The organism is Shimia sp. R9_3, from assembly GCF_017743755.1.
Classification (GTDB): domain Bacteria; phylum Pseudomonadota; class Alphaproteobacteria; order Rhodobacterales; family Rhodobacteraceae; genus Shimia.
In genome coordinates, this window is record NZ_JAGHRP010000001.1 from 636,394 (window position 1) to 659,664 (window position 23,271).

The 23,271-nt window shown below is 58.0% G+C and carries 22 protein-coding genes and 1 tRNA gene; 12 read left to right on the forward strand and 11 right to left on the reverse strand.

Going from position 1 to position 23,271, the window contains the following annotated elements; all coding sequences use genetic code 11:
• Nucleotides 1-463 precede the first annotated feature (463 nt).
• A complete protein-coding gene (locus J7412_RS02875; protein ID WP_209076889.1) occupies nt 464-1,546 on the forward strand; it encodes a ParB N-terminal domain-containing protein in 1,083 nt (360 codons plus the stop codon).
• Nucleotides 1,547-1,556: 10 nt separating this feature from the next.
• On the forward strand, nt 1,557-2,420 hold the full coding sequence (locus J7412_RS02880) for a restriction endonuclease (protein WP_209076893.1): 864 nt from the start codon (nt 1,557-1,559) through the stop codon (nt 2,418-2,420).
• Nucleotides 2,421-2,430: 10 nt separating this feature from the next.
• Here J7412_RS02880 and J7412_RS02885 read toward each other — a convergent pair whose 3' ends face one another.
• The 3 genes from J7412_RS02885 to J7412_RS02895 form a co-directional block, all read right to left on the reverse strand.
• Complete coding sequence (locus J7412_RS02885) at nt 2,431-3,855, reverse strand: site-specific integrase (RefSeq protein ID WP_209076896.1); 1,425 nt, start codon at nt 3,853-3,855, stop codon at nt 2,431-2,433.
• Between the two features lie 265 nt (nt 3,856-4,120).
• Nucleotides 4,121-4,196, reverse strand: a tRNA-Ala gene (locus J7412_RS02890).
• 108 nt (nt 4,197-4,304) lie between these two features.
• Nucleotides 4,305-4,631, reverse strand: coding sequence for a TIGR02300 family protein (locus J7412_RS02895; RefSeq protein ID WP_209076898.1), 327 nt, complete (start codon nt 4,629-4,631; stop codon nt 4,305-4,307).
• A gap of 108 nt (nt 4,632-4,739) precedes the next feature.
• Between J7412_RS02895 and J7412_RS02900 the strand changes: the two genes are divergently transcribed.
• Entirely contained in the window at nt 4,740-5,435 is a 696-nt protein-coding gene (locus J7412_RS02900; protein ID WP_209076901.1) for a SprT family zinc-dependent metalloprotease, read from the forward strand.
• A gap of 56 nt (nt 5,436-5,491) precedes the next feature.
• Nucleotides 5,492-6,145, forward strand: coding sequence for a GntR family transcriptional regulator (locus tag J7412_RS02905; protein WP_209076904.1), 654 nt, complete (start codon nt 5,492-5,494; stop codon nt 6,143-6,145).
• On the opposite strand, the gene J7412_RS02910 is transcribed toward J7412_RS02905, so the two are convergent.
• The gene (locus J7412_RS02910; protein WP_209076906.1) at nt 6,146-7,471 is read right to left on the reverse strand and encodes an MFS transporter; all 1,326 of its coding nucleotides are present in this window, start codon (nt 7,469-7,471) and stop codon (nt 6,146-6,148) included.
• Nucleotides 7,472-7,601: 130 nt separating this feature from the next.
• The gene (locus J7412_RS02915; RefSeq protein ID WP_209076909.1) at nt 7,602-8,564 is read right to left on the reverse strand and encodes an acetyl-CoA carboxylase carboxyltransferase subunit alpha; all 963 of its coding nucleotides are present in this window, start codon (nt 8,562-8,564) and stop codon (nt 7,602-7,604) included.
• 209 nt (nt 8,565-8,773) lie between these two features.
• Here J7412_RS02915 and J7412_RS02920 point away from each other — a divergent pair, with 209 nt between their 5' ends.
• Entirely contained in the window at nt 8,774-9,613 is an 840-nt protein-coding gene (locus tag J7412_RS02920; RefSeq protein WP_209076913.1) for an AraC family transcriptional regulator, read from the forward strand.
• Nucleotides 9,614-9,623: 10 nt separating this feature from the next.
• Here the strand turns inward: J7412_RS02920 and J7412_RS02925 are convergent, their stop codons facing one another.
• A complete protein-coding gene (locus tag J7412_RS02925; protein ID WP_209076916.1) occupies nt 9,624-10,220 on the reverse strand; it encodes a LysE family translocator in 597 nt (198 codons plus the stop codon).
• A gap of 72 nt (nt 10,221-10,292) precedes the next feature.
• On the opposite strand from J7412_RS02925, the gene J7412_RS02930 reads away from it, so the two are divergent.
• A complete protein-coding gene (locus J7412_RS02930) occupies nt 10,293-10,745 on the forward strand; it encodes an Lrp/AsnC family transcriptional regulator (RefSeq protein WP_209058999.1) in 453 nt (150 codons plus the stop codon).
• Nucleotides 10,746-10,806: 61 nt separating this feature from the next.
• Here J7412_RS02930 and J7412_RS02935 read toward each other — a convergent pair whose 3' ends face one another.
• Nucleotides 10,807-11,766: a CoA ester lyase gene (locus tag J7412_RS02935; protein WP_209059006.1), complete on the reverse strand. Its 960-nt coding sequence runs from the start codon at nt 11,764-11,766 to the stop codon at nt 10,807-10,809.
• A gap of 308 nt (nt 11,767-12,074) precedes the next feature.
• On the opposite strand from J7412_RS02935, the gene dgcN reads away from it, so the two are divergent.
• From dgcN to J7412_RS02950, 3 genes are all read left to right on the forward strand, one after another.
• The gene (dgcN, locus tag J7412_RS02940; protein ID WP_209076918.1) at nt 12,075-13,076 is read left to right on the forward strand and encodes an N-acetyltransferase DgcN; all 1,002 of its coding nucleotides are present in this window, start codon (nt 12,075-12,077) and stop codon (nt 13,074-13,076) included.
• 117 nt (nt 13,077-13,193) lie between these two features.
• Entirely contained in the window at nt 13,194-14,159 is a 966-nt protein-coding gene (gene dgcA / locus J7412_RS02945) for an N-acetyl-D-Glu racemase DgcA (protein WP_209076921.1), read from the forward strand.
• Between the two features lie 97 nt (nt 14,160-14,256).
• Nucleotides 14,257-15,117 (forward strand): D-amino-acid transaminase, encoded by an 861-nt coding sequence (locus J7412_RS02950; RefSeq protein ID WP_209076923.1) that lies wholly within the window; start codon nt 14,257-14,259, stop codon nt 15,115-15,117.
• Nucleotides 15,118-15,176: 59 nt separating this feature from the next.
• On the opposite strand, the gene J7412_RS02955 is transcribed toward J7412_RS02950, so the two are convergent.
• The 3 genes from J7412_RS02955 to J7412_RS02965 form a co-directional block, all read right to left on the reverse strand.
• The gene (locus J7412_RS02955) at nt 15,177-16,475 is read right to left on the reverse strand and encodes a ferredoxin reductase family protein (protein ID WP_209076926.1); all 1,299 of its coding nucleotides are present in this window, start codon (nt 16,473-16,475) and stop codon (nt 15,177-15,179) included.
• Between the two features lie 121 nt (nt 16,476-16,596).
• Nucleotides 16,597-17,580: an NAD(P)H-quinone oxidoreductase gene (locus tag J7412_RS02960; protein ID WP_209076928.1), complete on the reverse strand. Its 984-nt coding sequence runs from the start codon at nt 17,578-17,580 to the stop codon at nt 16,597-16,599.
• A gap of 193 nt (nt 17,581-17,773) precedes the next feature.
• On the reverse strand, nt 17,774-18,466 hold the full coding sequence (locus J7412_RS02965) for a COQ9 family protein (protein ID WP_209076931.1): 693 nt from the start codon (nt 18,464-18,466) through the stop codon (nt 17,774-17,776).
• Nucleotides 18,467-18,588: 122 nt separating this feature from the next.
• Between J7412_RS02965 and rpsU the strand changes: the two genes are divergently transcribed.
• Together rpsU and J7412_RS02975 are read left to right on the forward strand one after the other, a co-directional pair.
• Nucleotides 18,589-18,795, forward strand: a complete 207-nt coding sequence (rpsU, locus tag J7412_RS02970; RefSeq protein ID WP_005614280.1) for a 30S ribosomal protein S21 — start codon at nt 18,589-18,591, stop codon at nt 18,793-18,795.
• 151 nt (nt 18,796-18,946) lie between these two features.
• On the forward strand, nt 18,947-20,020 hold the full coding sequence (locus J7412_RS02975; protein WP_209076934.1) for an adenylate/guanylate cyclase domain-containing protein: 1,074 nt from the start codon (nt 18,947-18,949) through the stop codon (nt 20,018-20,020).
• On the opposite strand, the gene J7412_RS02980 is transcribed toward J7412_RS02975, so the two are convergent.
• A complete protein-coding gene (locus J7412_RS02980; protein ID WP_209076937.1) occupies nt 20,017-22,107 on the reverse strand; it encodes a DEAD/DEAH box helicase in 2,091 nt (696 codons plus the stop codon). The genes J7412_RS02975 and J7412_RS02980 overlap by 4 nt on opposite strands.
• A gap of 256 nt (nt 22,108-22,363) precedes the next feature.
• On the opposite strand from J7412_RS02980, the gene yghU reads away from it, so the two are divergent.
• Nucleotides 22,364-23,233: a glutathione-dependent disulfide-bond oxidoreductase gene (yghU, locus tag J7412_RS02985; protein ID WP_209076940.1), complete on the forward strand. Its 870-nt coding sequence runs from the start codon at nt 22,364-22,366 to the stop codon at nt 23,231-23,233.
• Nucleotides 23,234-23,271 lie beyond the last annotated feature (38 nt).

Here is a 23,271-nt window from a genome sequence, read left to right on the forward strand (position 1 = left end):
TATTGGGTGTTTCTGCTTAACGACTATGGAGATCGTCTGTAATGCCCAAGGTGCAATTCTATTCACGCGTTAAAGGCCCAATGGATAACTACGAAGACTGGTACTACTTGGAGAAGCTCGAGACCGGCGAATACCAAGTCACACATAGCTGGAGCCATGTTACGCCGAAACTGAAATCCAACTCCGGTAGCAAGACATATAGTGTTACCGAGTTTATGGGTAGCCCGGACGTCCACACAGGCGCCAAGACTGAGCTGGATAAGCGGCTTAAGGCCGAGGGATAATGCGGGTTGGCGGGCCCCTATGGGGGCAGTACAAGACCTCTTATACATAGATAAGGGCTCGCAAAAATTTCCCCAAAAACTCTCCTGCCGGTTGCTAATTGCCGCTGTGTCATTACTGATTGGGCCTGACATGGATTGAGCTGGCCGCAGCGCCGCGTCGTCGCTCGGTGTTGGATTGAATGGAGGCAGAATTGCAAGCACAGGACCTAAAACTCGACAGCTTACTGCTTGACCCGAACAACTATCGGCTCCAAGACAACGATACCTTCCAGAGCATTGCCCCCGAAAGGTTCCATCTTGAAAGAGTTCAGAAGGGAACTTTCGACAGGTTGTTACGAGAAGGGGTTAAGGTGCTTCGGGACTCCATTGCCTCCAACGGGTTTCTGCCGATTGAGCGCATTGTGGTGGTTCCCTACGAACACCAAGACGGGAAGTATCTAGTCATTGAAGGCAACCGCAGGGTTGCAGCCCTTAGACAGCTCAGTAGCGAGTACGAAGCTGGCATCGAGTTGTCTCCCGGAGTTGTCGCAGTTTTTGAAGCCGTTCCGTGCATTGTCGTTGAAGAAAACGGGGAAGTCGCGTTCTTCAAAGAAACACTTATGGGTGTTCGGCACGTAGGCGGCATCCAAGAATGGGGCGGCTTTCAGAGAGCCAAGTTGATTGCTGACCTGCGCGACACACATGGTGTTGATTTGAGCGATGTGGCCCAACGGCTAGGCCTCACCCCAAACGAGGTCAATCGCCGATACCGCGCCTTTAAGGCACTTGAGCAGATGCAGGGGGACGATGAATTTTCCGACTTGGCTACTGCAAAGCTCTACCCGATCTTTCATGAGGCAGTATCAGTACCACTGGTCAGAGATTGGCTGGGATGGGACCCCGCGACTTTTTCATTCAACAATGCCGAGACACTTGAGAATTTCTATCGACTGATTACTCCAAGACCTGCGACTGATGAAGGTGCCGAAAAACCTGCAAAGATCGCCACCTACTCTGATGTTCGCAATCTTCGTGAAATATTGGTCAACCCTGACGCGAAGGCGGACCTGCTCGACCTAGAGAGAGGTATCACGGACGCACTTTCCATCGCACGGACAAAGGAAAAGTCCCGGCGCTGGAGAGTCGAGGTCTCGGACGCCAACACTGCGCTTGTAAATATCGGAGCGCTCGAACTGAACGGCTTCACAGAGCAAGATTGGCGGCTCCTAGAAGAGCTACGGGCGACGACCCAAGCACTCTTAGATATACGGCGCGGCGACTAGCAATAACATGTTGAGTGGTCCCGTCGCCGCAGCCAAAGCGATAACGAGCTACATTCAGTTGGAGGCCCCGCCGCGCAGCCTTAATGATGTTCTTCGACAAATCATCGAAGTCGAGAACAGCGTTGATGCGTTAGAGGCCGCTGACATTGCCCAAAGATGGCTGGCACGGTTTGAGAGTCGCGTGCGGCATGAGTTGAATGAAGCCGAACAAGACGGCGTAGCCCTCTGTTACGGGTTCAACTCCGCCAACCCAGATTATGTTCAAGGGGCTTGTTTTGTTGAGGGCGGCGATACCGAGGCTGTCCGCGCAGAGAAAGCTGCCCGTGCCAAGCAGGAGAGGTATCTCGAGTTCTACGAGCAATTGAACCCAGTGCGCTTCGAGCGGCTGTGTGGCAAAGTGCTGGGGTTACTCGCCGTAGAAGAACCCCATGTGACACGTGCTAGCGCGGATCAGGGTGTGGACTTTTTCGGCCGCCTTCCTTTCGGAACTCTGCTGACCCCAAGGCACATCCCCGCCGGTGCCGAGAAGCAACTTTCGGCTTGGCTCGTTGGTCAGGCCAAGCATTACGTTCGAACCTCAGTGTCCACAAAGGACATCAGAGAGCTGGTAGGGTCGGTGCTCCTTGCCCGCTCCAAAACCTATGCCGGGCATGCCGACCCTTTGGCCGAACTAGATATTCGAGTGTGCGATCCGGTCGTCTACTTTTTTGTTACAACGGGAAGGTTCACGCGCGACAGTCGCGACTTACTAAGAAAATCAGGTGTCGTAGCCATGGATGGGCTTCAGCTCAGTGTCTTCCTCGCGGATAACTTGGCCGCGCAAGGAGGAGGAGAGCTTACGGTAGAGGCAATAGCGGACTGGCTCGACAAGTGAATGCGGGGCTTCAAGTTCCTACGGCGAATTTTTCCACTGCATTTCTAGTCTGTTTCAGTGTGTAACCCTCTCTCATGTAGACCTGATGTGTCACTCCTTGTCGCTCGTGCCCAATGATGAACTGAATGCGTTCAGTCTCGACATCGGACTGGGCTAGACGTGTTGCAAAGGTGTGCCTCAAGCCATGGAATACGTGGGCTTCAGACTTGATGCCAAGGTCAGCCGTGAAGGTCCGGTTGAACCACTTGCTGAGCTGGTCGCCGTAGCCAGCTTTCTCAGTGTATTTGAAGTCCGGGAACAGGCGGTTGTGGCTGTGCGCTTGACGTGTTTCGACCAGCTTGAGTAAGCCGAGCCTCAAAAGCTCACTGTGTATTGGCACGCGGCGCTGTGCGGCACTGGTCTTGAGGCGTTTGAGTTCGTGACCGCTATCAGTGAAGTCGAATATCCAGACATCATCGACACGCTTGATGTCGTCGATGTCGAGCTGGCAGACTTCGTTTAGCCGAGCGCCAGAGAACATCGCAATAAGCGTAGCCCACCTGTGGCTGGTCTTTCTGTAGAACTTGCTGTCAGGCTCTGTGAGGGCTCTATAGGCGATCTCCAAAGCATCTTGGCTGAATGGCTCTCGAGCCTTTGATCGGACACTCCTCTTGCTCACGTTCAAGCCGTCGAACTGGACTTCGCTGGCATAGCCGTGTGCTTCAGCCCATTTCCACAAATTCTTGCAGGCGCTCAGGTATGCGTTGATCGTGGCGTTGTCGATCTTCGGGACGCCTTCTACCGCAATGGCGTCGCGCAGTGACAGGGAGCGGGTCTCTCGGTGCTTGCTCTTGTTGGCCGGAAGGTTCAGGAGGACACGGTTCTTGAATTCCGCCGCTTCAGACTTCCCGATGGCGTCCATAGGGGTATCTGACCCAAACCACTCGAGGACAACCTCCAAGATCGCGCGCCGCTTCTTGATTGTTCCCTGTGTCCAGCCTTCAGACTGTGCATGGACCGTCAGAAAGGTCTCTACAGCCTCTAGGAGGGTCGTGGTGCGCTGCAAGACCTCCTGCGGCTCTGGGGCTGTTGTTGGGGCGCTCTGCGGCTCTGAGAAGTCGTATTCTTCAAGAGATTGTCCGTGTTCCAGTAGGGCATTGAATTGCGCTAGTTGAGCCTTCCGGATTTCACCGAGGATCAGCATCGCATCTTCCTTGGTTGTTGGTTGATCCACGCCCGCCCCATCACAAAATTTGTTGAGTTCGGATCGCGCCAAGTCCCTTCCTAACAGTTGCCAATAGTCTTCGTTGTCCATCTCTCGCCAAGAGATTGCGTCTTTGAGCCTCGCCTTCTCCTCGCTGGTAAATGGACCCTTGGCGCTTCTAAGCCGCTTGCCCTCTTCTAGGTTCGCACGGAAGTACCGCTCTGCCTTAGACTTAAGTTCACCGAAGTTCATGATCTTAGCTGCTGTTGGTAGGTCTAATGTCTCGCCGCACACTGCAAGATGTCTTGCTAAAGTACCAGCCTCTCTTGGACATCTCGTATTAAGGGACAATCGAATGGTCCTGCGAGATGAAGTTGGCCCTGTTTTTGGCAATGGCCAGCGGAAGTAAAAAATGCCGTGTCGTGATTTACTAAGATACGCATGTAGCCGCATGATGTGTCACACCTGTGTGTCACACCGCAGTAGTGTCCAGCTAACATGTTGAACTAGAAGGGTTTGGTGGAGCCTAGGAGGATCGAACTCCTGACCTCTACAATGCCATTGTAGCGCTCTCCCAGCTGAGCTAAGGCCCCAAATCTGTCAGGCCACTCAGCCTGTGCGCGCCTAATTAGGCGTATCCCGGGGCAGGTTCAAGCGAAAAATTCCGCCCCGGAGAAGTTTTTTTGCCGTTCGGCTGACGATCAGTTGTCGTCGTCTTCAGAGGCAACGTCCGCGATCTCATCGAGCGAAACGTTGTCGTCCTCGTCGTCATCCAGAACATCATCTTCGAGGTCCAGATCAACGGCGTCGTCGTCATCCAGCACGTCATCTGCATCATCCAGATTGGCGGCTTTGGCTTTCAGTGTTGCGGCATCCTCGGCGTCTGCTGCAATCATGCGGCTCTTGCCCGCATCTACTTCTACGATGTCGCCAGTGTATGGGCTGACAACAGGATCTTTGTTCAGGTCATAAAAACGCTTGCCGGTGGTCGGGCACACGCGTTTGACGCCCCATTCTTCTTTGGGCATGGGTAATCCCCTTCAATCGGTTGAGTCGCTCTCGACGGTTTGCGCCACGTGCCATATCAAGGGCCGCGTGTCAAAGGGTATCACTGCAAACGCGGCCAAGGAGCGTAAATGACGCAACATATCATCCCCGGAACACCACCTGTGACGGTGGCTTTGCGTCAGTCTTCCCGTGCGCGGCGCATCAGCCTGCGTGTGTCGCGACTGGATGGCAAGGTGACACTCACTGTGCCACGCGGGGTGAGCACACGTGAGGCACTCGGCTTTGCTGAGGAAAAGCAAGACTGGCTGCGCAGACAGCTGTCGCAACAGCCAGAGCAGGTTCTGGTCGCGCCGGGTGCCGTGCTTCCGGTGGCTGGTCGGGATCGGCTGGTTGTGGCCGGGCAGGGGCGGTCAGTTGTTTTGGGACAGGATGAACTTGCCGTGCCGGGACGCGCTGATCTGGCTGGGCGCAAAGTGCAGGGTTTTTTGAAAGAGCTTGCACGGCACCGATTGTCGGAGGCCGTCGATCACTATGCGGCGCATTTGAGACTGCCCTACAGCCGGATGACGCTGCGAGACACGCGCTCGCGTTGGGGGTCCTGTTCTTCGGCGGGGGCGCTGATGTTTTCCTGGCGATTGGTGATGGCAGCCCCGGATGTGCTGGACTATGTCGCCGCGCATGAAGTGGCCCATCTTAAAGAAATGAATCACTCTCAAGCATTTTGGAGTGTGGTGACACAACTCTATGGCCCATACGAGGTGCCGCGCCGCTGGCTGCGCACTGATGGGCAGGTTTTGCATCGATATCGCTTTGACGGGGTTTAGCCGTCACTTTTAGTGAAGCCATTGACGTCGCGATGCTTTGTGATCACAACGGCGGAATGATCCCACAACCTCGCCCCTCCCAAGACCAATCCACCTCGGCGCACGACCGCGTTTACCGCGCCTTGCGCACCAAGATCATGTATGGCGAGTTGGCTCCGGCCGAAGCGCTGACCCTGCGCGGCATTGGAAAAGACTATGAGGTCTCCATGACGCCGGCGCGCGAAGCTGTGCGGCGTCTGGTGGCGGAAGGCGCCTTGACTCTTTCCAGTTCGGGCCGCGTTGCCACCCCCGAGCTTTCGAGTGAGCGTCTGGAAGAGTTGGCCGCGTTGCGTGCGCTGATCGAGGTGGAGCTGGCCAGCCGCGCGCTGCCACGGGCTCATATGGCGCTTATCGACCGGCTGGTAACGATCAACGGCACTGTGGCTGAGGCTGTGAGCAAGGGGGACGCGGTGGGCTACATCCGCGCCAATCTGGACTTTCACCGCACGCTTTATTTGCGCGCGCAGGCACCGGCCATGCTGGCGATGGCTGAGACCGTCTGGTTGCAGCTTGGACCAACTATGCGCGCGCTTTATGGGCGGTTGCGGCGCACGGAGCCTCCCCACTATCATCGCCTGATTATTGCGGCGCTCAAGGCCGGAGACGAGCCGGGCCTTCGGCTCGCTGTGCGCTCCGATGTGACGCAGGGATTGCGGCTACTCGCGCGGTAATTAGCCCCGCGACGGCCATGCGTGGTGATAGTCGTCAATGACAATCGCATGCGCATGTTTGCGCGCACCATGCTCTTTGAGGTGGGGGTGATCCGGAGGCAAATCAGGATGTTCATGCGGCATGTCGGCAGGAGATGGCTGCCAAAGGCGCAGGCCGATCCAAACGCTCACAAGGCAGATCAGGCTGAGCGCACCCAATGAAAGCGCCTGAGAGCCAGCTGTGGCTGTCCAGCCCGCCAAAGGATAGGCGATCAGCCAGCAGGCATGGCTGAGGGCAAAATGGGCGGTGAAAACCGCAGTCCGGTCTTCTGAGTGTGCTGACCGTTTCAGGAGCCGCCCGGAAGGCGTCATGACGGCGGAATAAAGCAGGCCCGCGCAGAGCCAAATCGCCAAAAATCCGATCCAGGACAGCGGGCCATTGGCCCAGACCCACGCCGCATGGCACAGTTGGATTACTGCGAGCACTGCGGCTGCTGCGCTCATCAACGCGCGATCAGAGATGTGATGAAGCAAACGAGGCAGCATCAGGGCTGTTATCATACTGCCCGCGCCGAAGGCGCCCATGGCAATCGCCAGCCCATTTTCAGCCATGCCATACGTGTCGCGCACCACGACGACAGTGTTCACCAGCACATAGGCTGTTGTGGCGGCTGCGGCCATGTTGAACGCGAGAAGGCCGCGCAGGCGGGGCGTCGCCAGATAGATCCAGCTGCCACGGGTCAGGCGTGACACAAACGGGCGGTCGGCGCTGGCTTTGCGGGACGGCAGTTTGGTGCTGAGAATCAGCAATGCAGAGAGGAAGAACCCTGCGGCTGTGCCCGCAAACAAACCATGGAAGCTCATAAAAAGCAGCAAGAGACCGGCGAAGGCGGGCGATAAGATGTTTTCCAGATCAGACGCGAGGCGCGATAGAGACAACGCTTGTGTATATTCGTCTTCATCAGGAAGGATCTCGGGGATCGTCGCCTGAAATGTCGGAGTGAAAATACCAGAAGCCACCTGCAGTAGGAAAATTAGCCCAAAAACCTGCGCCACGCTGTCCACAAACGGCAGGCTCAGCGCAACAGCAATGCGGATGGCGTCCGCCCCAACCAGGACTGCCCGTCGCGGAAGCTTGGCCACAAGCGCGCCCATCACAGGGGATAGACCAACATAGGCCACCATTTTGATGGTGTAAGCGATGCCCAACACAGCCCCGGCATTGGCTCCTGCCAGATCATAGGCGAGCAGGCCAAGCGCGATTGTGAGAAGCCCGCTGCCAGCCAGCGCGACGAGTTGCGCGGCAAACAGGCGTGAAAAGGTGGGGTGTTTGAGCAAGTTCAACATGACGCCAGAGTATCGCGTTGGCGTGTCTCAGCAAAGTCATGTTCGTCACGACAAGCAGCTCGGAGGCTGCGGCTTGCGGTCTCAGGCGCAAGCCGTCTTCCCAATCGGTTTTTGAAGGGGGCAGCGCCGATTAGGCTGCCAGCCCTTTGGCTCCGATGTTCAGGAACTTCTTACGGCGGTTGGAGACCAGCTCATCCGCAGGCATTTCCGCCAGTTCGCCAAGCATGTCTTCGATGGCTTTGCGGACGTTTTCCATGGTCGCGACGCGGTCACGATGAGCGCCGCCTTTCGGCTCCGCGATAATCCGGTCTGCCACGCCAAGCTGGTGCAAATCTTGCGCGGTCACGCGCAGAGCTTCTGCCGCTTCACGCATCTTGGTGCTGTCTTTCCAGAGGATAGACGCGCAGCCTTCAGGGCTGATCACTGAATACACCGAATGCTCCAGCATGGCGACGCGGTTCGCCGTGGCAAATGCCACTGCACCGCCGGAGCCGCCTTCGCCAATGATCACAGAGACCAAAGGTACACCAATTTGCAGGCACATTTCAGTGGAGCGCGCGATGGCCTCCGATTGGCCACGTTCTTCTGCGCCTTTGCCAGGATAGGCACCGGCTGTGTCTACCAAGGTGACAACCGGCAGGCCGAATTTTGCCGCCATTTCCATCAGGCGCACAGCTTTGCGGTAGCCCTCTGGGCGCGCCATACCGAAATTATGCGCGATGCGCGATTTGGTGTCGTTGCCTTTTTCCTGGCCGATCACCATCACGGGTTTTCCGTTAAAACGTGCAAGGCCACCCATGACGGCGAGATCGTCCGCAAAGTTCCGGTCGCCCGCCAGCGGGGTGTAATCGGTGAACAGCGTGTCGATATAGTCGCGGCAATGTGGGCGCTCCGGGTGACGTGCCACTTGGCATTTCCGCCATGGTGTCAGGTCTTTGTACAGTTCTTCCAGCAGATCAGCGGCTTTGCGATCCAGCGCTGCGGCTTCGTCAGCCACGTCCATCTCTTCGTTCTGACGCGCCAGCGCGCGCAGCTCTTCGGCTTTGCCCTCGATCTCTGCAAGTGGCTTTTCGAAGTCGAGATAGTTGGTCATTGGGCACTCCCGGCGCATTCCTTACGTTTCCGCTATATGACGCTGACGGAGCGTAATTGCAACGGTGTGCGCCATGTGGCCAATATTGAGACGGGGTGCAGCGCAAGTTAGCAAGATTTGTGATCTGGCTTCATGTCATCAGGGTGAGGTCGGGATCGCTCTGAATCCTGCTTTGTTTTCATACTCCAAACCATTGGGAGACACGCATCATGTCCGCCAGCTACGAAGACCGCATCTTGCGGGTATTGGCCTACATCCATGACAATACGGATGGAGACCTGTCTTTGGACGCGCTGGCAGATGTGGCGGCGATGTCGCGCTTTCATTGGCATCGCGTCTTTCACGCGCTGACCGGGGAAACCTGCGCGCAGGCCGTGCGGCGCATTCGTCTGCATCGCGCGGCGGTCTGGTTGGCACAGGGAGAGATGTCTCTGCCGGAGATCGCGGCGCGCACCGGGTATGGCAAACAAGGCAGTTTCTCACGTGCGTTCTCTGACGCTTATGGCATCAGCCCGTCGGCGTATCGCGCCACAGGGCAGGTGGCATTGCTCAATCCAGATTTAAAAACAGGATGTTACCCTATGCATGACGTAGATATTCGCAATGAACCCAGCCGCCGTCTGGTCGGAGTGCCCCACAAAGGCGCTTATCATGAGATTGGCAAAAGTTTTGAGGCCTTCGGGGCCATGTGTGAAAGCCGCGCCCTCTGGCCCAATGTGCGCGCGGTGATCGCGGTCTATCAAGACAGCCCCGAAGTTGTGCCAGAAGCGGAGCTGCGCAGTCTCGCTGGTGCCGAATTCGTCGGCGAGGGCACGCCGGAAGGGATGGAGGACTTTGCGCTCCCGGGTGGCAGAACCGCCGTGCTGACCTACAAAGGGCCTTATTCCGGCATCTCGGCGGCCTATCATTCTCTCTACGGCAACTGGCTGCCCGCCTCTGGCGAAGAGCCGGCAGATCAGCCTTGTTACGAGATCTATCTCAACGATCCGCGCGAGACAGCACCTGAGGATCTTCTGACGGAAATCTGCATGCCGTTGGCTGCAAAATAACGCGCGGGCCTCAGCCGGAGAACACCACCGGATAAAGCGAGGCAACAAGCAGCGCCGCCATTGTCCAGTTGAACGCCGTAAGGCGGGCAGGAGAGGTCAAGAGGCGGCGCATCTGCTGACCAAGCACGGTCCAGCTCGACACACAAGGCAGGTTCACCGCGCCAAAAGCGCCTGCCACAAGCAGGATCGTGAGCACTGTGCGATCTGGCGCATAGAGCGTGATCGCCGTCAGCGCCATGGTCCAGGCTTTTGGGTTCACCCACTGAAAGATCGCCGCCTGCATGAAGGTCATGGGGGTGCCGCTTGTGCTGCCATCCTGCGGAGCACCGGCGCGTGCTATCTTGAAGGCGAGCCACAAAAGATAGGCGACCGAAGCCACGGAAAGCGCCGTATGTGCGATCGGAAACCGGTCAAAAACCTGCATAAGGCCAAGTCCCACCAGCGCGACCATCACCACAAATCCGATGCCGACACCCAGCATATGCGGGATCGTGCGTGCAAAGCCGAAGTTTGCACCAGAGGCCATGAGCATCAGGTTGTTCGGCCCAGGCGTGATGGAGGACACAAAGGCAAAGATCATGAGGGCGGTGAGGATATCGTAAGTCATGGCGTCAATTTGATGCAAATCACACGCTGTTTGGTTGCGTTTTTGTGTGAGTGGTGCCTATTTTCACAATTAATGGCGAAACTAGATCATATCGACGAACATATATTGCGTGAGCTGTCGCGCGATGGGCGCATGAGCAACCTTGCTTTGGCGGAAAAGGTTGGCTTGTCGCCCTCTGCCTGCTTGCGTCGGGTTGCGGTTTTGGAGAAGGCCGGGATCATCTCCGGCTATCGTGCTGTTCTCAACCGCGCGGCCCTCGGCTCCGGTTTTGTGGCGTATGTGACTGTGGGGCTGAACAAACACACCAAAGACGCCCAAGAGGCCTTTGAGCGGGCTATGGCCATGGCGCCTGAAGTGCGCGAGTGTCACAACATCACCGGTCAGGTGGAGTATTTGCTGCGCGTGGAGGCAGCGGATTTGACCGCTTATAAAGCGTTTCACACCGACGTCCTTGGCACTGTGCCGCAGGTGAATGCGATCACCAGCTATGTGGTGATGGGCTCGCCCAAAGACGAACGCGCCTAAGTGCAGAAACAAAAAAGACCCCGCCGTCAGGCGAGGCCTAATGGTGCAATCATGTCTGCGCTTAGCTGGCCGCGATCAGCTCAGCCTGTGCCACGATAACCTCGGCTTGCTTGATGGAGGCGATATCCACAAGGCGTCCTTTGTAGACGGTCGCGCCTTCGCCATTGGCCTTGGCCTGCTCCATGGCCGCGAGAATTTCGCGTGCCTCAGTGACAGCTTCCTCAGACGGGGTGAACACCTCATTTGCCAACGCGATCTGCTTGGGGTGGATCGCCCATTTGCCAACCATGCCCAGTGTTGCAGAGCGTTTCGCTTGTGCAATATAGCCTTCGTCGTCGGAGAAATCGCCAAACGGGCCGTCCACTGGCAGCACGCCATGGGTGCGGCAGGCCGCGACGATGGCGGCTTGCGCCCAGTGCCATGGATCAGACCAGTGTTTCTGGCCTTCATGCAGCATGTAGTAGTTTTCCTGCGTGCCACCGATGCCCGTGGTCTGCATGCCCATCGAGGCGGCAAAGTCTGCAGCGCCGAGGCTCATGGCCACCATGCGTGGGGAGGCTGCGGCGATTTCTTCCACGTGGGCGATGCCCGCCGCCGATTCGATGATGACTTCAAAATCAATGCGCTTGCTGCGACCTTTGGCGGCTTCGATTGCGGTGACCAGCGCGTCCACGGCGTAGATGTCGCCTGCGCAGCCCACTTTCGGGATCATGATCTGGTCCAGGCGGTCGCCGGTTTGCTCCAGCAGATCGACAACGTCGCGATACCAGAACGGCGTGTCCAGACCATTGATGCGCACGGAAATGGTCTTGTTGCCCCAGTCGATGGTGTTGATCGCTTCAATCGCGTTGGCGCGCGCCATGTCTTTGTCTGTCGGGGCCACAGAGTCTTCGAGGTCGATGTTGATCACATCTGCTGCCGAAGCCGCCATCTTGGCAAAAAGCTTGGTGTTGGAGGCCGGGCCAAACAGCTGGCAGCGGTTGGGGCGGGCAGGTGCGGCAGGCTGGATGCGGAAACTCATATCTATCGGCCTCTCGGTAAGGAAATTACGTTTTTGTCGCCTGTTGTGGTATGAAGTTGCGCGTCGATGCGCAAGGATATTTTGCATCTGCGGCAAGGCGACGCCGCGTTGCGGCGCAAACTGGGGCTGGCGCAGTTTGTTTGCAGCTTTCCGCTTTGGGAAGGGAGAAAAGATCTTCAAATCCGGATAATGCGAAAGAATTTTCGAACCTTTTGCCATTTCGGGCAGGTTTCACAAGGAAATTTCATCATTGCTCGCAGAATATAGGTCAGGAAGACTTACGCGACGATGACAGGGAAGGACGCGCTATGATCGAGACACCGTATCTTTTGTTTCTGGGTGATGCGCCGGACCAGCTGGCGGCCAAAGTGGCTCAGGGCATCAAAGACTGGCGCCCGGAAAACGCCGTGGGCCAGTTCCGCATGGAAGGCTGCAAGGCGGATATGGGTCTGACCGATATGAGCCTTGTTGAGGCACGCGAAGCCGGCGCCAAAACGCTGGTGATCGGTGTGGCCAACCGGGGTGGCGTGATTTCTCAGGAATGGAAAAAAGTGCTGGTGATGGCGCTGGAGGAAGGCTTTGATCTCGCGTCCGGCCTGCACAACCTGCTGCGCGACGAGCCGGACCTGGTGGCTGTTGCCGAAGCAACCGGCCGCACTTTGCATGACGTGCGTGTGCCTGAGGTAGAATACCCAATCGCCAACGGTAAAAAGCGCACCGGCAAGCGTTGTCTGGCCGTGGGCACCGATTGCTCCGTGGGCAAGATGTACACCGCGCTCTGCATGGACGCTGAGATGCGCAAGCGGGGGATGAAATCCACCTTCCGTGCCACCGGGCAGACCGGCATCTTGGTCACCGGTGACGGCGTGCCGCTGGACGCGGTGATTGCCGATTTCATGGCGGGTTCTGTTGAGTGGCTGACACCGGACAATGACGAAGATCACTGGGATCACATCGAAGGGCAGGGCAGCCTGTTCCACGTGTCTTATTCCGGTGTGACCATGGCGCTGATCCATGGCGGTCAGCCGGATGCGCTGATTCTGGCACATGAGCCGACCCGCGACCACATGCGTGGTCTGCCGGAGTATCAGCAGCCCAGCCTTGAAGCGCTTCGCGACATGGCGCTGCCATTGGCACAGGTTGCCAACCCGGCCTGTCAGGTTGTGGGCGTGTCGGTGAACACCCAGCACATGACAGAGGACGAAGCCAAGGCCTATCTGGCGCAAATCGAGGCGGACATGGGGCTGCCAGCCACCGATCCGTTCCGCTTTGGTGCGGGCAAGCTGGTGGACGCGCTGGCGGCATTGTAAACTCATACGGGCCGGTCCGGGGGCGCTGCCCCCGGACCCCCGGGATATTTTTGGCAAGAGGAAGAGGCGCGCCTTGCTGTATGTCGCGCCCTTCGGCCACAGGACTTAGAGGACCGCATGAAAATCACCGTCACCCCCGATGTGTTCAAACTGGCACAGGTGTTCACCATTTCGCGCGGCTCCCGCACTGAGGCCAAAGTGCTGACCGTGCGTGTGGAAGACAATGGCGTCGTGGGGTGGGGCGAATGTGTGCCCTATGCGCGCTATGATGAGACCCTGGAAAGCGTAACGGCTGAGATCGAAGGGCTGCCAGCGCAGATTGACCGCGAGGCGCTTTATGATCTGCTGCCTGCGGGTGCCGCGCGCAATGCGGTGGATTGCGCGCTTTGGGATCTGGAAAGCAAACAGGCGGGCAAACGTGCTTGGGAATTGGCGGGGCTGCCAAAGCCTGGTCCGGAAATCACCGCCTACACGCTGTCACTTGCGGAACCTGCCGAGATGCAGGCGCAGGCCGCCAAAAACGCACATCGCCCGCTGCTGAAGATCAAACTTGGCACGCCGGATGACATGCCACGGCTTGAGGCCGTGCGGGCGGGGGCGCCGAAATCCACGATCATTGTGGATGCCAATGAGGGCTGGAGCGCGGAGGTCTATGCGGATCTGGCACCACATCTGGTACGCCTTGGTGTGGCACTGGTGGAGCAGCCGCTTCCAGCGGGCGAAGATGACGCCTTGATCGGCATGGAGCGTCCGGTACCGGTGTGCGCCGATGAAAGCTGTCATGACCGCACCAGCCTGCCCAAGCTCAAAGGCAAATATGATGTGGTCAACATCAAGCTCGACAAAACCGGCGGGCTGACCGAGGCACTCCGTCTGCGCGAAGCGGCGCTGGCGGAAGGCTACAAAGTGATGGTTGGATGCATGGTCGGCTCAAGCCTTGCCATGGCACCGGCAACCCTGATTGCGCAGGGTGTGATGGTCACCGATCTCGACGGGCCATTGTTGCTGGGCGAAGACCGCGACAGACCGCTGGTGTTTGATGAAAACGGCGTGCACCCACCAAGTGCTGCGCTTTGGGGCTGATTGCCCCTCCGTCGCCTAAATTTTTGTTCCATTGCAGAGGGGCGTGGCGTACACGCATCGCGGTGGAGTTGAAACAACCCGTAAGGAGCATCCAAACATGACCCGCACCGTCTATGTGAACGGCGAATACCTGCCGGAAACCGAAGCCACAGTCTCGATCTTTGACCGGGGGTTCCTGATGGCGGACGCGGTTTATGAGGTGACCAGCGTTCTGGGCGGAAAGCTGATTGATTTTGAAGGTCACGCGGTGCGTCTCAAGCGCTCTCTGGATGAGCTGGACATGGCGGAACCCTGCACCAAGGAAGAGCTGCTGGAGATCCACCGCAAGCTGGTAGAGCTCAACGAAATTGACGAAGGTCTAGTCTATCTGCAGGTCACACGCGGCTCTGACGGTGACCGTGACTTCGTCTTCCCAGGTGAAGATACCCAGCCAACAATCGTGCTCTTCACCCAGAACAAACCCGGTCTGGCAGATAGCCCAGCCGCCAAGAAAGGTGCCAAGATCATCTCCATCGAAGACATTCGCTGGGGCCGTCGCGACATCAAAACCGTGCAGCTGCTTTACCCCTCCATGGGTAAGATGATGGCCAAGAAAGCGGGCTGCGATGATGCCTGGATGATTGAAGACGGCTATGTGACCGAGGGCACCTCTAACAACGCCTATTTTGTCAAAGACGGCGTGATCGTCACCCGTCCTCTGTCCAATGACATCCTGCACGGCATCACCCGTAAGGCGGTGCTGCGCATGGCGGCTGAGGCGCAGCTGAAGATCGAAGAGCGTCTGTTCACGATTGAGGAAGCCAAAGAGGCGGATGAAGCCTTCACCACCTCGGCCTCGGCCTTTGTGATGCCGGTAGTGGAGATCGACGGCGTGGCGCTGGGCGATGGCACACCGGGGCCAATCGCGACTCGTCTGCGTGAGATCTATCTGGAAGAAAGCCGTAAGGCTGCGATCTAAGCTCTGGCGCAATAAGTGGATATTCGGCGCGCCTGATTGGGCGCGCCTTTTTTGTTTGCCTAAGTGCTTTTGGCCAGGTGACTCTGCCAGAGCCAGGCAACCAGGCGGCGCAGGCCGATGCCCGTGCGAATTTCAAATTCCTCATAGAGGAAATTCTTCTGGCCGACGCCTTGCTTTGGCAGATCTTTGGCGAGGCTGCGACGCATCTCAATGGGACCACAAAACAGCACTTTGCGTGTGGCAAGATCCGGGATCTCTGCAGCGAGGGTCGTGGCGGAAAGACGTCCGCGAGTCTGGCTTTGCCAAAGAACCAGATCGAGATTTGGTTTGCTTGCCGCCAGGCTTTCCAGTTCTGCCAGATGCGCGGCGCTGTCCCGATCACGGATGCAGTAGATGAAAGTCACAGGCGGCGCCTCAGCGGGAAGTGCCTGCGCAAGGGCGACAAACGGGGTGACCCCAACCCCGGCCCCGATCCAGACCTGAGAACCTTTTGCGCGGCCGAAATGGCCATAGGGGCCGTCCACTTGCACCGCCTGTCGGGCTTTCAAACTGCGGGCGACATGGCTGGTGAGGTCGCCAAGTGGCGCGACGGTCAGGCGTAGATCGCCCTTTTCATTGGGCGCTGCGGAAATGGTGAAAGGGTGCGGCTCCGTAAATCCGGCCCCGGAAAAGCGGAAAAACGCAAACTGGCCCGCGCGGTGGCGCAGTGGGCGGCCTTTGGGCGCGAGATCCACAGCAACCGCATCCCCTTGCTGGGTGACTTGGGCGATTTCATAGCTGCGGCTGGGACGCAGTCCGCGCGGCGCGGACGTCCAGGCGTAGGCCACTGTGCCAACAGCGCAGACCAACAGCATATAGAGCCCAAGCGGATCGCCGTTGTTAAAGGGTTTGAGGATGAACAGGTAATGAAACGCACCAAAGACAAAGAAAATGCCGATGAAGCGGTGGGTCCATTTCCACAGGTGATAGGGGATGAAAGTGGCGATGGTGATGACCACAAGGATCAGCAGCCCGTAGAGGCTGATTTCCCCCAAGGTTTCGGCAAGCTCCACGAGGGCGGTTTCGCGACCAAGGCCCCGCATTTCCGCGTCAATCGTGTCATGCAGCAGGATCGCGACCATGGCACCGATGCCGAGCCACTTGTGCAGGCGATAGCTTTGATCAAGCGGTCCAAAGAGCATTTCAACGCAGGGCCAGCGGGTGGCGATGAGTTGTGAGAAAGCCATGGCGATCAAAGCGCCCAGGCCCAGATATTGGCTAAAGAGCGCCACACCGTCGCGGCCCTGCGCGATTGACGGCCACCACAAAAATGGCACCGCCAGTGCTACGGCCACCACAAGCAATCCGATTTTTCTCAAGATGTCTTCCCCACTGTGGCTTGGCACATAAATGTGCTTGGCTTTTGTCGCCCTTTTTGCCGGATGGCAGAGAGTTTGAGGAGAGAAAAAATGCAGTGTTTCGGGTGTTTATAACCTGGGTTTAGGCCACTTTCATGACGATTTTGCCGATGTGGCCGCTGCTCTCCATACGTTGGTGCGCCGCGACTGCATCGCTCAAAGCAAATTCGCTGTCCATCACCGGAGCGATGCGCCCGGATGACAGCAAGGGCCATACCTCGCGCAACAGAGCTTCGGCGATTTTGCCTTTGGCCAGATCGCTTTGCGGGCGCAACGTTGAACCGGTGATTGTGAGGCGGCGCATCATCACATGGGCGAAGTTCAACTCGATCTGCGGCCCCTGCAGAAAGGCGATTTGCACAAGGCGGCCATCATCCGCCAGGGATTTGACATTGCGGGGCAGATAGTCGCCCCCCACCATATCCAAAATCAGATTGGCCCCACCTTCGGCGCGCAGAACGCTGACAAAATCCTCGTCCCGGTAGTTGATCGCGCGTTCGGCGCCAAGATCGAGGCAGGCCTTGCATTTTTCGTCAGACCCGGCGGTGGTGAAGACCCGCGCACCAAAGGCGTTGGCAAGTTGGATGGCCGTTGTCCCAATGCCGGAGGAGCCGCCATGTACCAGAAAGCGCTCTCCCGCTTGCAGTCCGCCGCGCTGGAAGACGTTGGAATAGACTGTGAAAAAGGTTTCAGGCAGACAGGCGGCTTCTTTCAGGCCCAATCCTTCTGGAAGGGGCAGGCAATGTGCCGCCGGAGTCAGCGCATATTCGGCATAGCCACCGCCGGGCAGCAGCGCACATACGGCATCCCCTTCAGACCATTGGGTCACACCGGCGCCCACGGCCGCGATGGTGCCTGACGCTTCAAGGCCCGGGAGATCAGAGGCATTTGCAGGTGGGTTGTAAAGCCCGGCACGTTGCAAAATATCCGGGCGATTGACGCCAGCATAGGCAATCTTGATCAGAACTTCGCCAGCGGCGGGTGTCGGGATCGGGCGATCGGTCAGTTTCAGCACATCGGCCGCGCCGGGTTTGGTGATTTCAACGGCGCGCATCGTCTCTGTCATGATCTGTCCCTCTGGGTTCCTGTGTTCGGGAACTGTGTAGCAGAGCGGCTGGCATCGCGCACAGAGGCTTTTGCTGACCTGACGTGAGGGCGTTGTTGCGCCGGGGCATGCAAAAGGGGCGCTGCCCCGGCCATCGCAAGCGATGGCCACCCCGGGATATTTCCCGAATGAGAAGCCTTTTCGGGAAGACGCTTTAGCGCGATGGGGGTGTCCAGCTGCCAGGCATGTTGTTGGGCAGATCGGGGGCGCGAAACTTTGACGCCGCTTCCAGTGGGACTGCCATCAGGCGACCAAGGGGGCTTTTGTTGAACCGGGCTTTGGTCTTTTCAAATTGCATGACGTTCTCGATCCGGCGATCCAGAAATGCCCATGTGGCGGTGTTGCCTTCGCTGTCATCCCCCAGCCAGTAGAGCACTGTGGAGGAATAGACCGCTGAAAGTGTGGCGCGCTTGGTATACCAGTTCAGGTCGCGCGAGGTGTCACCGATGGCATTCCAGATGGCATCTGCCGTGCCCCAGATCAGTTGCGCACCGGTGGCTGCGTGTTGCGGAAGCGCAAAGAGCGTCGAGCCTCGGCGCACCAGTTCGCGATCCGGACAGAGCTCAAGGCGCAGGCGCACCGCATGGGTGATCTTTTCGCGAATTTTCATCTCCGCGACTGCGGCCTCTCCTATGGCTGCGACCATTTGAGAATCACCGCGCTTGTGAAAAGCCACCGCAAGGTCGACCGCGCCACGCGGACAAATTGCGCGTGCCACGGTGGCATCCACACCACTGTCCGCGATGGCGGCGGTAAAAGTGGCCTCAGACCAGCCATCAAAGGGCACATGCATCTCTGCAGCGTCCAAAAGGCGGGATTTCAGGTCGGTGTTGGGGGTCTCCGTCACGGGCTCTCTCCCTGTCGCGAGGTGGCGTTGCACCCATACTAGACAAAGACGGGACGACTTGCTATACGCTGGGCTCCTGCAATTTCATTGCAACTCAAACTTAGAAAGGTGGTGAAAACCACATGCAGGTTAGTGTTCGTGACAACAATGTCGATCAGGCGCTTCGTGCCCTGAAGAAAAAGCTGCAGCGTGAAGGCGTCTTCCGCGAAATGAAGCTCAAGCAACATTTCGAAAAGCCGTCCGAGAAAAAAGCGCGCGAGAAGGCTGAAGCGATCCGCCGTGCCCGTAAACTGGCACGTAAGAAAGCACAGCGTGAAGGTTTGCTCTAAGCACACCTCTCCAGCTTGGACACAAGAATTGACGACCCCCATGGCCCGGCCATGGGGGTTTGTCTTTTGTTGCATCAGGGCATTTTGTGCTTAGATGCGAGACAAAACCGGGGCTCCCATTGCGTTCCCGAAGCAAAGATTGAGGGCAGCCATGCTATCTCGCAACCTAGGATCTTTTCTTTTTGTGCTGACAGTTGGTGCCATTGTTGGCGCGATCTACAGCTATGTGTTGGCCGATATGATGGGCTGGGGGCTGGGCCTACTGGCGCTGTGGCGCGGAGCTGTGCGCGGTGTGATCGTGGCCACCATTGCCGTTGGCCTTGAGGTCTGGATCAGCAACAGCCCGATTGGGCGGTGGCAACGCAGCCTGAAGTTCCGCCGAGGCCTGGCGCTGCGAATGTTGATCACCTGTTGTATCTTGCTCTTTTCGCTGGCGGCCACGCATCTGGTGCTGATCCGGGACAAAGACACTTATGTGATGTGGTTTCAGCAGGGCCTGTTTCCCGATTTCCTGTTTGCCTTCTGCACCGGCATTTTTATTCAGTTCATGCTGCAGGCGCGGCGATTGATCGGCGGGCGGACGCTGACCTATTTCCTGCTCGGGCGGTATGCGCGGCCCACTGAGGAATGCCGGATCTTTGTCTTGGCCGATCTAAAAGGCTCCACGTCGATCACGGAAAAGCTTGGTGATCAGAGGGCGCTTGAGATGATCACGGGCTTCTTTCTCGACATCGATCCGGTGATCAAGAAACATCAGGGCGTGATCCACAACTATGTAGGCGATGAGATTATCATGAGCTGGCGGGATCGCGGGCCGGACGGAAACATGCGGCTCCTCAAGTGCATCGATGAGATTTTTCAGATCGTGGCGGCGCGCCATGACCACTACATGGCCAAATACGGCGTCGCGCCTTCATTGCGCATGGGCGTGGCCGGCGGGCCGGTGGCTGTCGGGGAATGTGGCTGGGAAAAGCGCCAGGTGGTCTATATCGGCGACACGATCAACCGCGCCAAGCGCCTGCAGGAGGCCTGCAAGGCGCATGCGCTTTCGGTGATTTTGGATGCTGAAACCGCCAATGACATCACTTTGCCGATGGGGCTTGGATTGGCCGCAGTGGAGGAGACCACCCTGCGCGGGCGGGCCAGTGCCACGCAAATGCTCACACTGACCGCGCCGGACGGCAGCGCCTTGGAAGCGCTGACGCCAGAGGCTGTTCCGGCTTAACCGCGCGGTTTGCCTTTCGGGGCAGATGCCGCCGCCGCACGACGCGCCTTGTTCTTCTTGCTGTTGGCTTTACCTTTCGGGGGCGGTGGGCCTTTGGGCTTGTCGCCGCCTTTGCGGTGAGGCTTAGCATCGCTCAATGCGCCATCAGCCATTGCGCGCCGACGCGGTGCCGCGTTCCCACCCGGGGCTGCGCCATATGCCGGTTTTGAGGCCGACTTCGGCTTGCCGTCTTTTGGTGCGGATTTGGCGGCACCGGGTTTTGGCTTCTTCTGCCGTGGGGCTGGATCGTCGTTCCAGTCCACCGGAGATGCTGATTTATTTGGTTTTTCTGAGAATTTATCGCGTTTTGGCTTGTGAAAATCCGACTTTTCACCGCGCTCAGGGCGCTGTTCATCCCGGTCATGCCGTGGCTTTTCGAACTTTCCTTTGCCGCGATGCGGTTTTCCACCGTCTTTACGCGGGCCTTTACCAAATGGTTTTTTGCCACCCTCGCGCGCATCACGTGGGCTGCGTTCCAGCACCGGAGCATTCTCCATCTGCGTCAGCTTCGCGCCTTCTTCCAGCGTCATGTTCGGGCCAATGGCGGCGAGGAAGCCTGCCACGCTGGTTTCCAGAACCTGCACATAGCTTTCTTCCGGATTGATGCGGATCGCACCAATGTCGTCTTTGGTCAGGTCGCCCAGTTTGCACAGCATTGGCAGCAGGCGGCGCGGCTCTGCACCTGCCTTGCGGCCACCGGAGATCGAGAACCAGACCGAGGGGCCAAAATCCTTGCGCGGGGCTGGCTTGGCATCGCTTTCTGCAATCTCTTCAGGCGCCGAATGTTTGGAATTGTAAAGTCGCAGATAGGCCGCGGCCACTTGCTCGGGCGAAAATGTTCCAAGCAAAGATTCAATAAGAGGCAATTCTGACTCAGTTGTCTCCACAATCCAGTCCGGATCGGCAAACATCCGCGCCTGATCCTGCGCGCTGACTTCCTCGGCAGAAGGCGCACCAGACCACTCGGCCTCAAGCTTGGCCCACCGCAGCAGACGCTCCGCCTTTTTGCGGGACTTGCGGGTGACGATCAGCGCGGAGACCCCTTTGCGGCCTGCACGGCCGGTCCGGCCAGAGCGGTGCAACAGGGTTTCGTGGTTGTTGGGCAGTTCGGCATGCACCACCAGATCAAGGTTTGGCAGGTCGATGCCGCGCGCCGCCACATCGGTGGCCACACAGACACGCGCACGGCCGTCGCGCATCGCTTGCAGGGCGTGGGTACGCTCTGTCTGAGACAGTTCGCCAGACAGCGAAACCACCTGAAAGCCGCGGTTGGAGAGGCGGGTTGTCAGGCGGGCCACCATGGCGCGGGTGTTGGCAAAGACAATTGCATTTGGCGCTTCATAAAAGCGCAGCGTGTTGATCACGGCGTTTTCCGCATCGCGATCCAGCACCGTCATGGCGCGATAGGTGATGTCGGCGTGCTGCTTTTGCTCGGATTTGGTTTCCACTCGGATCGCATCACGCTGATAGTTCTTGGCCAGTTCCGCGATCATTTTTGGCACGGTGGCGGAGAACAGCAGCGTCTGGCGCTCTTCCGGCACCTGCTCCAGAATGAACTCCAGCTCTTCGCGGAAGCCGAGATCCAGCATTTCGTCCGCTTCATCCAGCACCACGGCGCGGATGTCCAAGAGGTCGATGGAACCACGGTCAATGTGGTCACGCAGACGGCCAGGTGTCGCCACAACAATATGCGCGCCACGTGCCAGGGCACGGCGTTCGTCGCGCATGTCCATGCCGCCCACACAGGAAGCCACACGCGCACCTGCTTCGGCATAAAGCCAGGTCAGTTCGCGTTTTACCTGAAGCGCCAATTCGCGTGTCGGTGCGATGACCAGCGCCAATGGTGCGGCGGCCTCATCAAAAGCCTCTGCCTCGCCCAGCACGGTGGAGGAGATCGCAAGGCCAAAGCCCAGTGTTTTGCCTGAGCCTGTTTGTGCGGAAACAAGAAGGTCTTTGCCTGCCAGTTCCGGGGCCATTACGGCTTCCTGAACTTGGGTGAGCTTGTCATAGCCTTTTGCGTCAAGCGCGGCCTGAAGTGCGGTTTTCACGGTGATGTTCACTTTTCATCTGAGGAGTGCCAGCTGGACGGCGTCGGCGGGCTCCCTCATCATCTGAACCGCTCTCATCATCATTTGTGGCAAGAAGCGCAGCTCATAGACCAAAACTCTGGGCGTGTATAGGTGTCTCGTCTCGCCGCCAAATAGCCGTCAGGCCGGTATGACAAACAATTTACTTCTAGCGCTTTGAAACCCGGGCAAAGTTCTTATGTTAACGAGAATTCGATTTCACACAGGGCGCGATAGCATGACCGATACCTACACCCCCCCGAAAGTCTGGACTTGGGATTCTGAAAGCGGTGGCAAATTTGCCAGCATCAACCGCCCGATCGCAGGGCCGACACATGACAAAGAGCTGCCCCGCGGTGAGCATCCGTTTCAGCTCTATTCACTGGCCACGCCCAACGGCGTGAAAGTCACCGTGATGCTGGAAGAGCTTCTGGCGGCAGGTCACAAAGGCGCGGAATATGACGCCTATCTCATCAACATTGGTGAAGGCGATCAGTTCGGCTCCGGGTTTGTGGGCGTAAACCCGAACTCCAAAATCCCCGCGCTGATGGATCTGAGCGGCGACAAAGAAGTGCGCGTGTTTGAAAGCGGCGCGATCCTTCTGCACCTTGCAGAGAAATTTGACGCCTTCTTGGGGCCAAAGGAAAAGCGCGCTGAGATGATCAGCTGGCTCTTCTGGCAAATGGGCAGCGCGCCGTATCTGGGCGGTGGCTTTGGCCATTTCTACGCCTATGCGCCGGAGAAATGGGAATACCCGATCAACCGCTTTGCCATGGAAACCAAGCGCCAGCTTGATGTGCTGAACCGCCAGCTGGCAGAGAACAAGTACATCGCCGGTGATGAATACACGATTGCCGACATCGCAATCTGGTCCTGGTACGGCGCGCTGGCACTGGGGCGTCTTTATGAGGCGGCCGAGTTCCTTGATGTGGAAAGCTATGAGCACGTGCAGCGCTGGGCCAAGGAAATAAACGACCGCCCCGCCGTGAAACGCGGTGTGATGGTCAACCGCAGCTGGGGCGATCTGGACAAGCAGCTCCACGAACGCCATGCGGCTGAGGATTTTGAAACCCGCACAGCGGATAAGCTTGAGCCTGCGGCAGAATAAAGCGCAGCTTGTACGTAAAAAAAAGAGCGGGCGGTGCG

What these genes read in the sequence shown, in the direction of transcription:
- J7412_RS02875 (WP_209076889.1), top strand. Translation starts at nt 464, where the DNA reads ATGGAGGCAGAATTGCAAGCACAGGACCTAAAACTCGACAGCTTACTG.
- J7412_RS02885 (WP_209076896.1), bottom strand. Translation starts at nt 3,855, where the DNA reads ATGAACTTCGGTGAACTTAAGTCTAAGGCAGAGCGGTACTTCCGTGCG.
- J7412_RS02895 (WP_209076898.1), bottom strand. Translation starts at nt 4,631, where the DNA reads ATGCCCAAAGAAGAATGGGGCGTCAAACGCGTGTGCCCGACCACCGGC.
- J7412_RS02900 (WP_209076901.1), top strand. Translation starts at nt 4,740, where the DNA reads ATGACGCAACATATCATCCCCGGAACACCACCTGTGACGGTGGCTTTG.
- J7412_RS02905 (WP_209076904.1), top strand. Translation starts at nt 5,492, where the DNA reads ATGATCCCACAACCTCGCCCCTCCCAAGACCAATCCACCTCGGCGCAC.
- J7412_RS02910 (WP_209076906.1), bottom strand. Translation starts at nt 7,471, where the DNA reads ATGTTGAACTTGCTCAAACACCCCACCTTTTCACGCCTGTTTGCCGCG.
- J7412_RS02915 (WP_209076909.1), bottom strand. Translation starts at nt 8,564, where the DNA reads ATGACCAACTATCTCGACTTCGAAAAGCCACTTGCAGAGATCGAGGGC.
- J7412_RS02920 (WP_209076913.1), top strand. Translation starts at nt 8,774, where the DNA reads ATGTCCGCCAGCTACGAAGACCGCATCTTGCGGGTATTGGCCTACATC.
- J7412_RS02925 (WP_209076916.1), bottom strand. Translation starts at nt 10,220, where the DNA reads ATGACTTACGATATCCTCACCGCCCTCATGATCTTTGCCTTTGTGTCC.
- J7412_RS02930 (WP_209058999.1), top strand. Translation starts at nt 10,293, where the DNA reads ATGGCGAAACTAGATCATATCGACGAACATATATTGCGTGAGCTGTCG.
- J7412_RS02935 (WP_209059006.1), bottom strand. Translation starts at nt 11,766, where the DNA reads ATGAGTTTCCGCATCCAGCCTGCCGCACCTGCCCGCCCCAACCGCTGC.
- dgcN (WP_209076918.1), top strand. Translation starts at nt 12,075, where the DNA reads ATGATCGAGACACCGTATCTTTTGTTTCTGGGTGATGCGCCGGACCAG.
- dgcA (WP_209076921.1), top strand. Translation starts at nt 13,194, where the DNA reads ATGAAAATCACCGTCACCCCCGATGTGTTCAAACTGGCACAGGTGTTC.
- J7412_RS02950 (WP_209076923.1), top strand. Translation starts at nt 14,257, where the DNA reads ATGACCCGCACCGTCTATGTGAACGGCGAATACCTGCCGGAAACCGAA.
- J7412_RS02960 (WP_209076928.1), bottom strand. Translation starts at nt 17,580, where the DNA reads ATGACAGAGACGATGCGCGCCGTTGAAATCACCAAACCCGGCGCGGCC.
- rpsU (WP_005614280.1), top strand. Translation starts at nt 18,589, where the DNA reads ATGCAGGTTAGTGTTCGTGACAACAATGTCGATCAGGCGCTTCGTGCC.
- J7412_RS02975 (WP_209076934.1), top strand. Translation starts at nt 18,947, where the DNA reads ATGCTATCTCGCAACCTAGGATCTTTTCTTTTTGTGCTGACAGTTGGT.
- yghU (WP_209076940.1), top strand. Translation starts at nt 22,364, where the DNA reads ATGACCGATACCTACACCCCCCCGAAAGTCTGGACTTGGGATTCTGAA.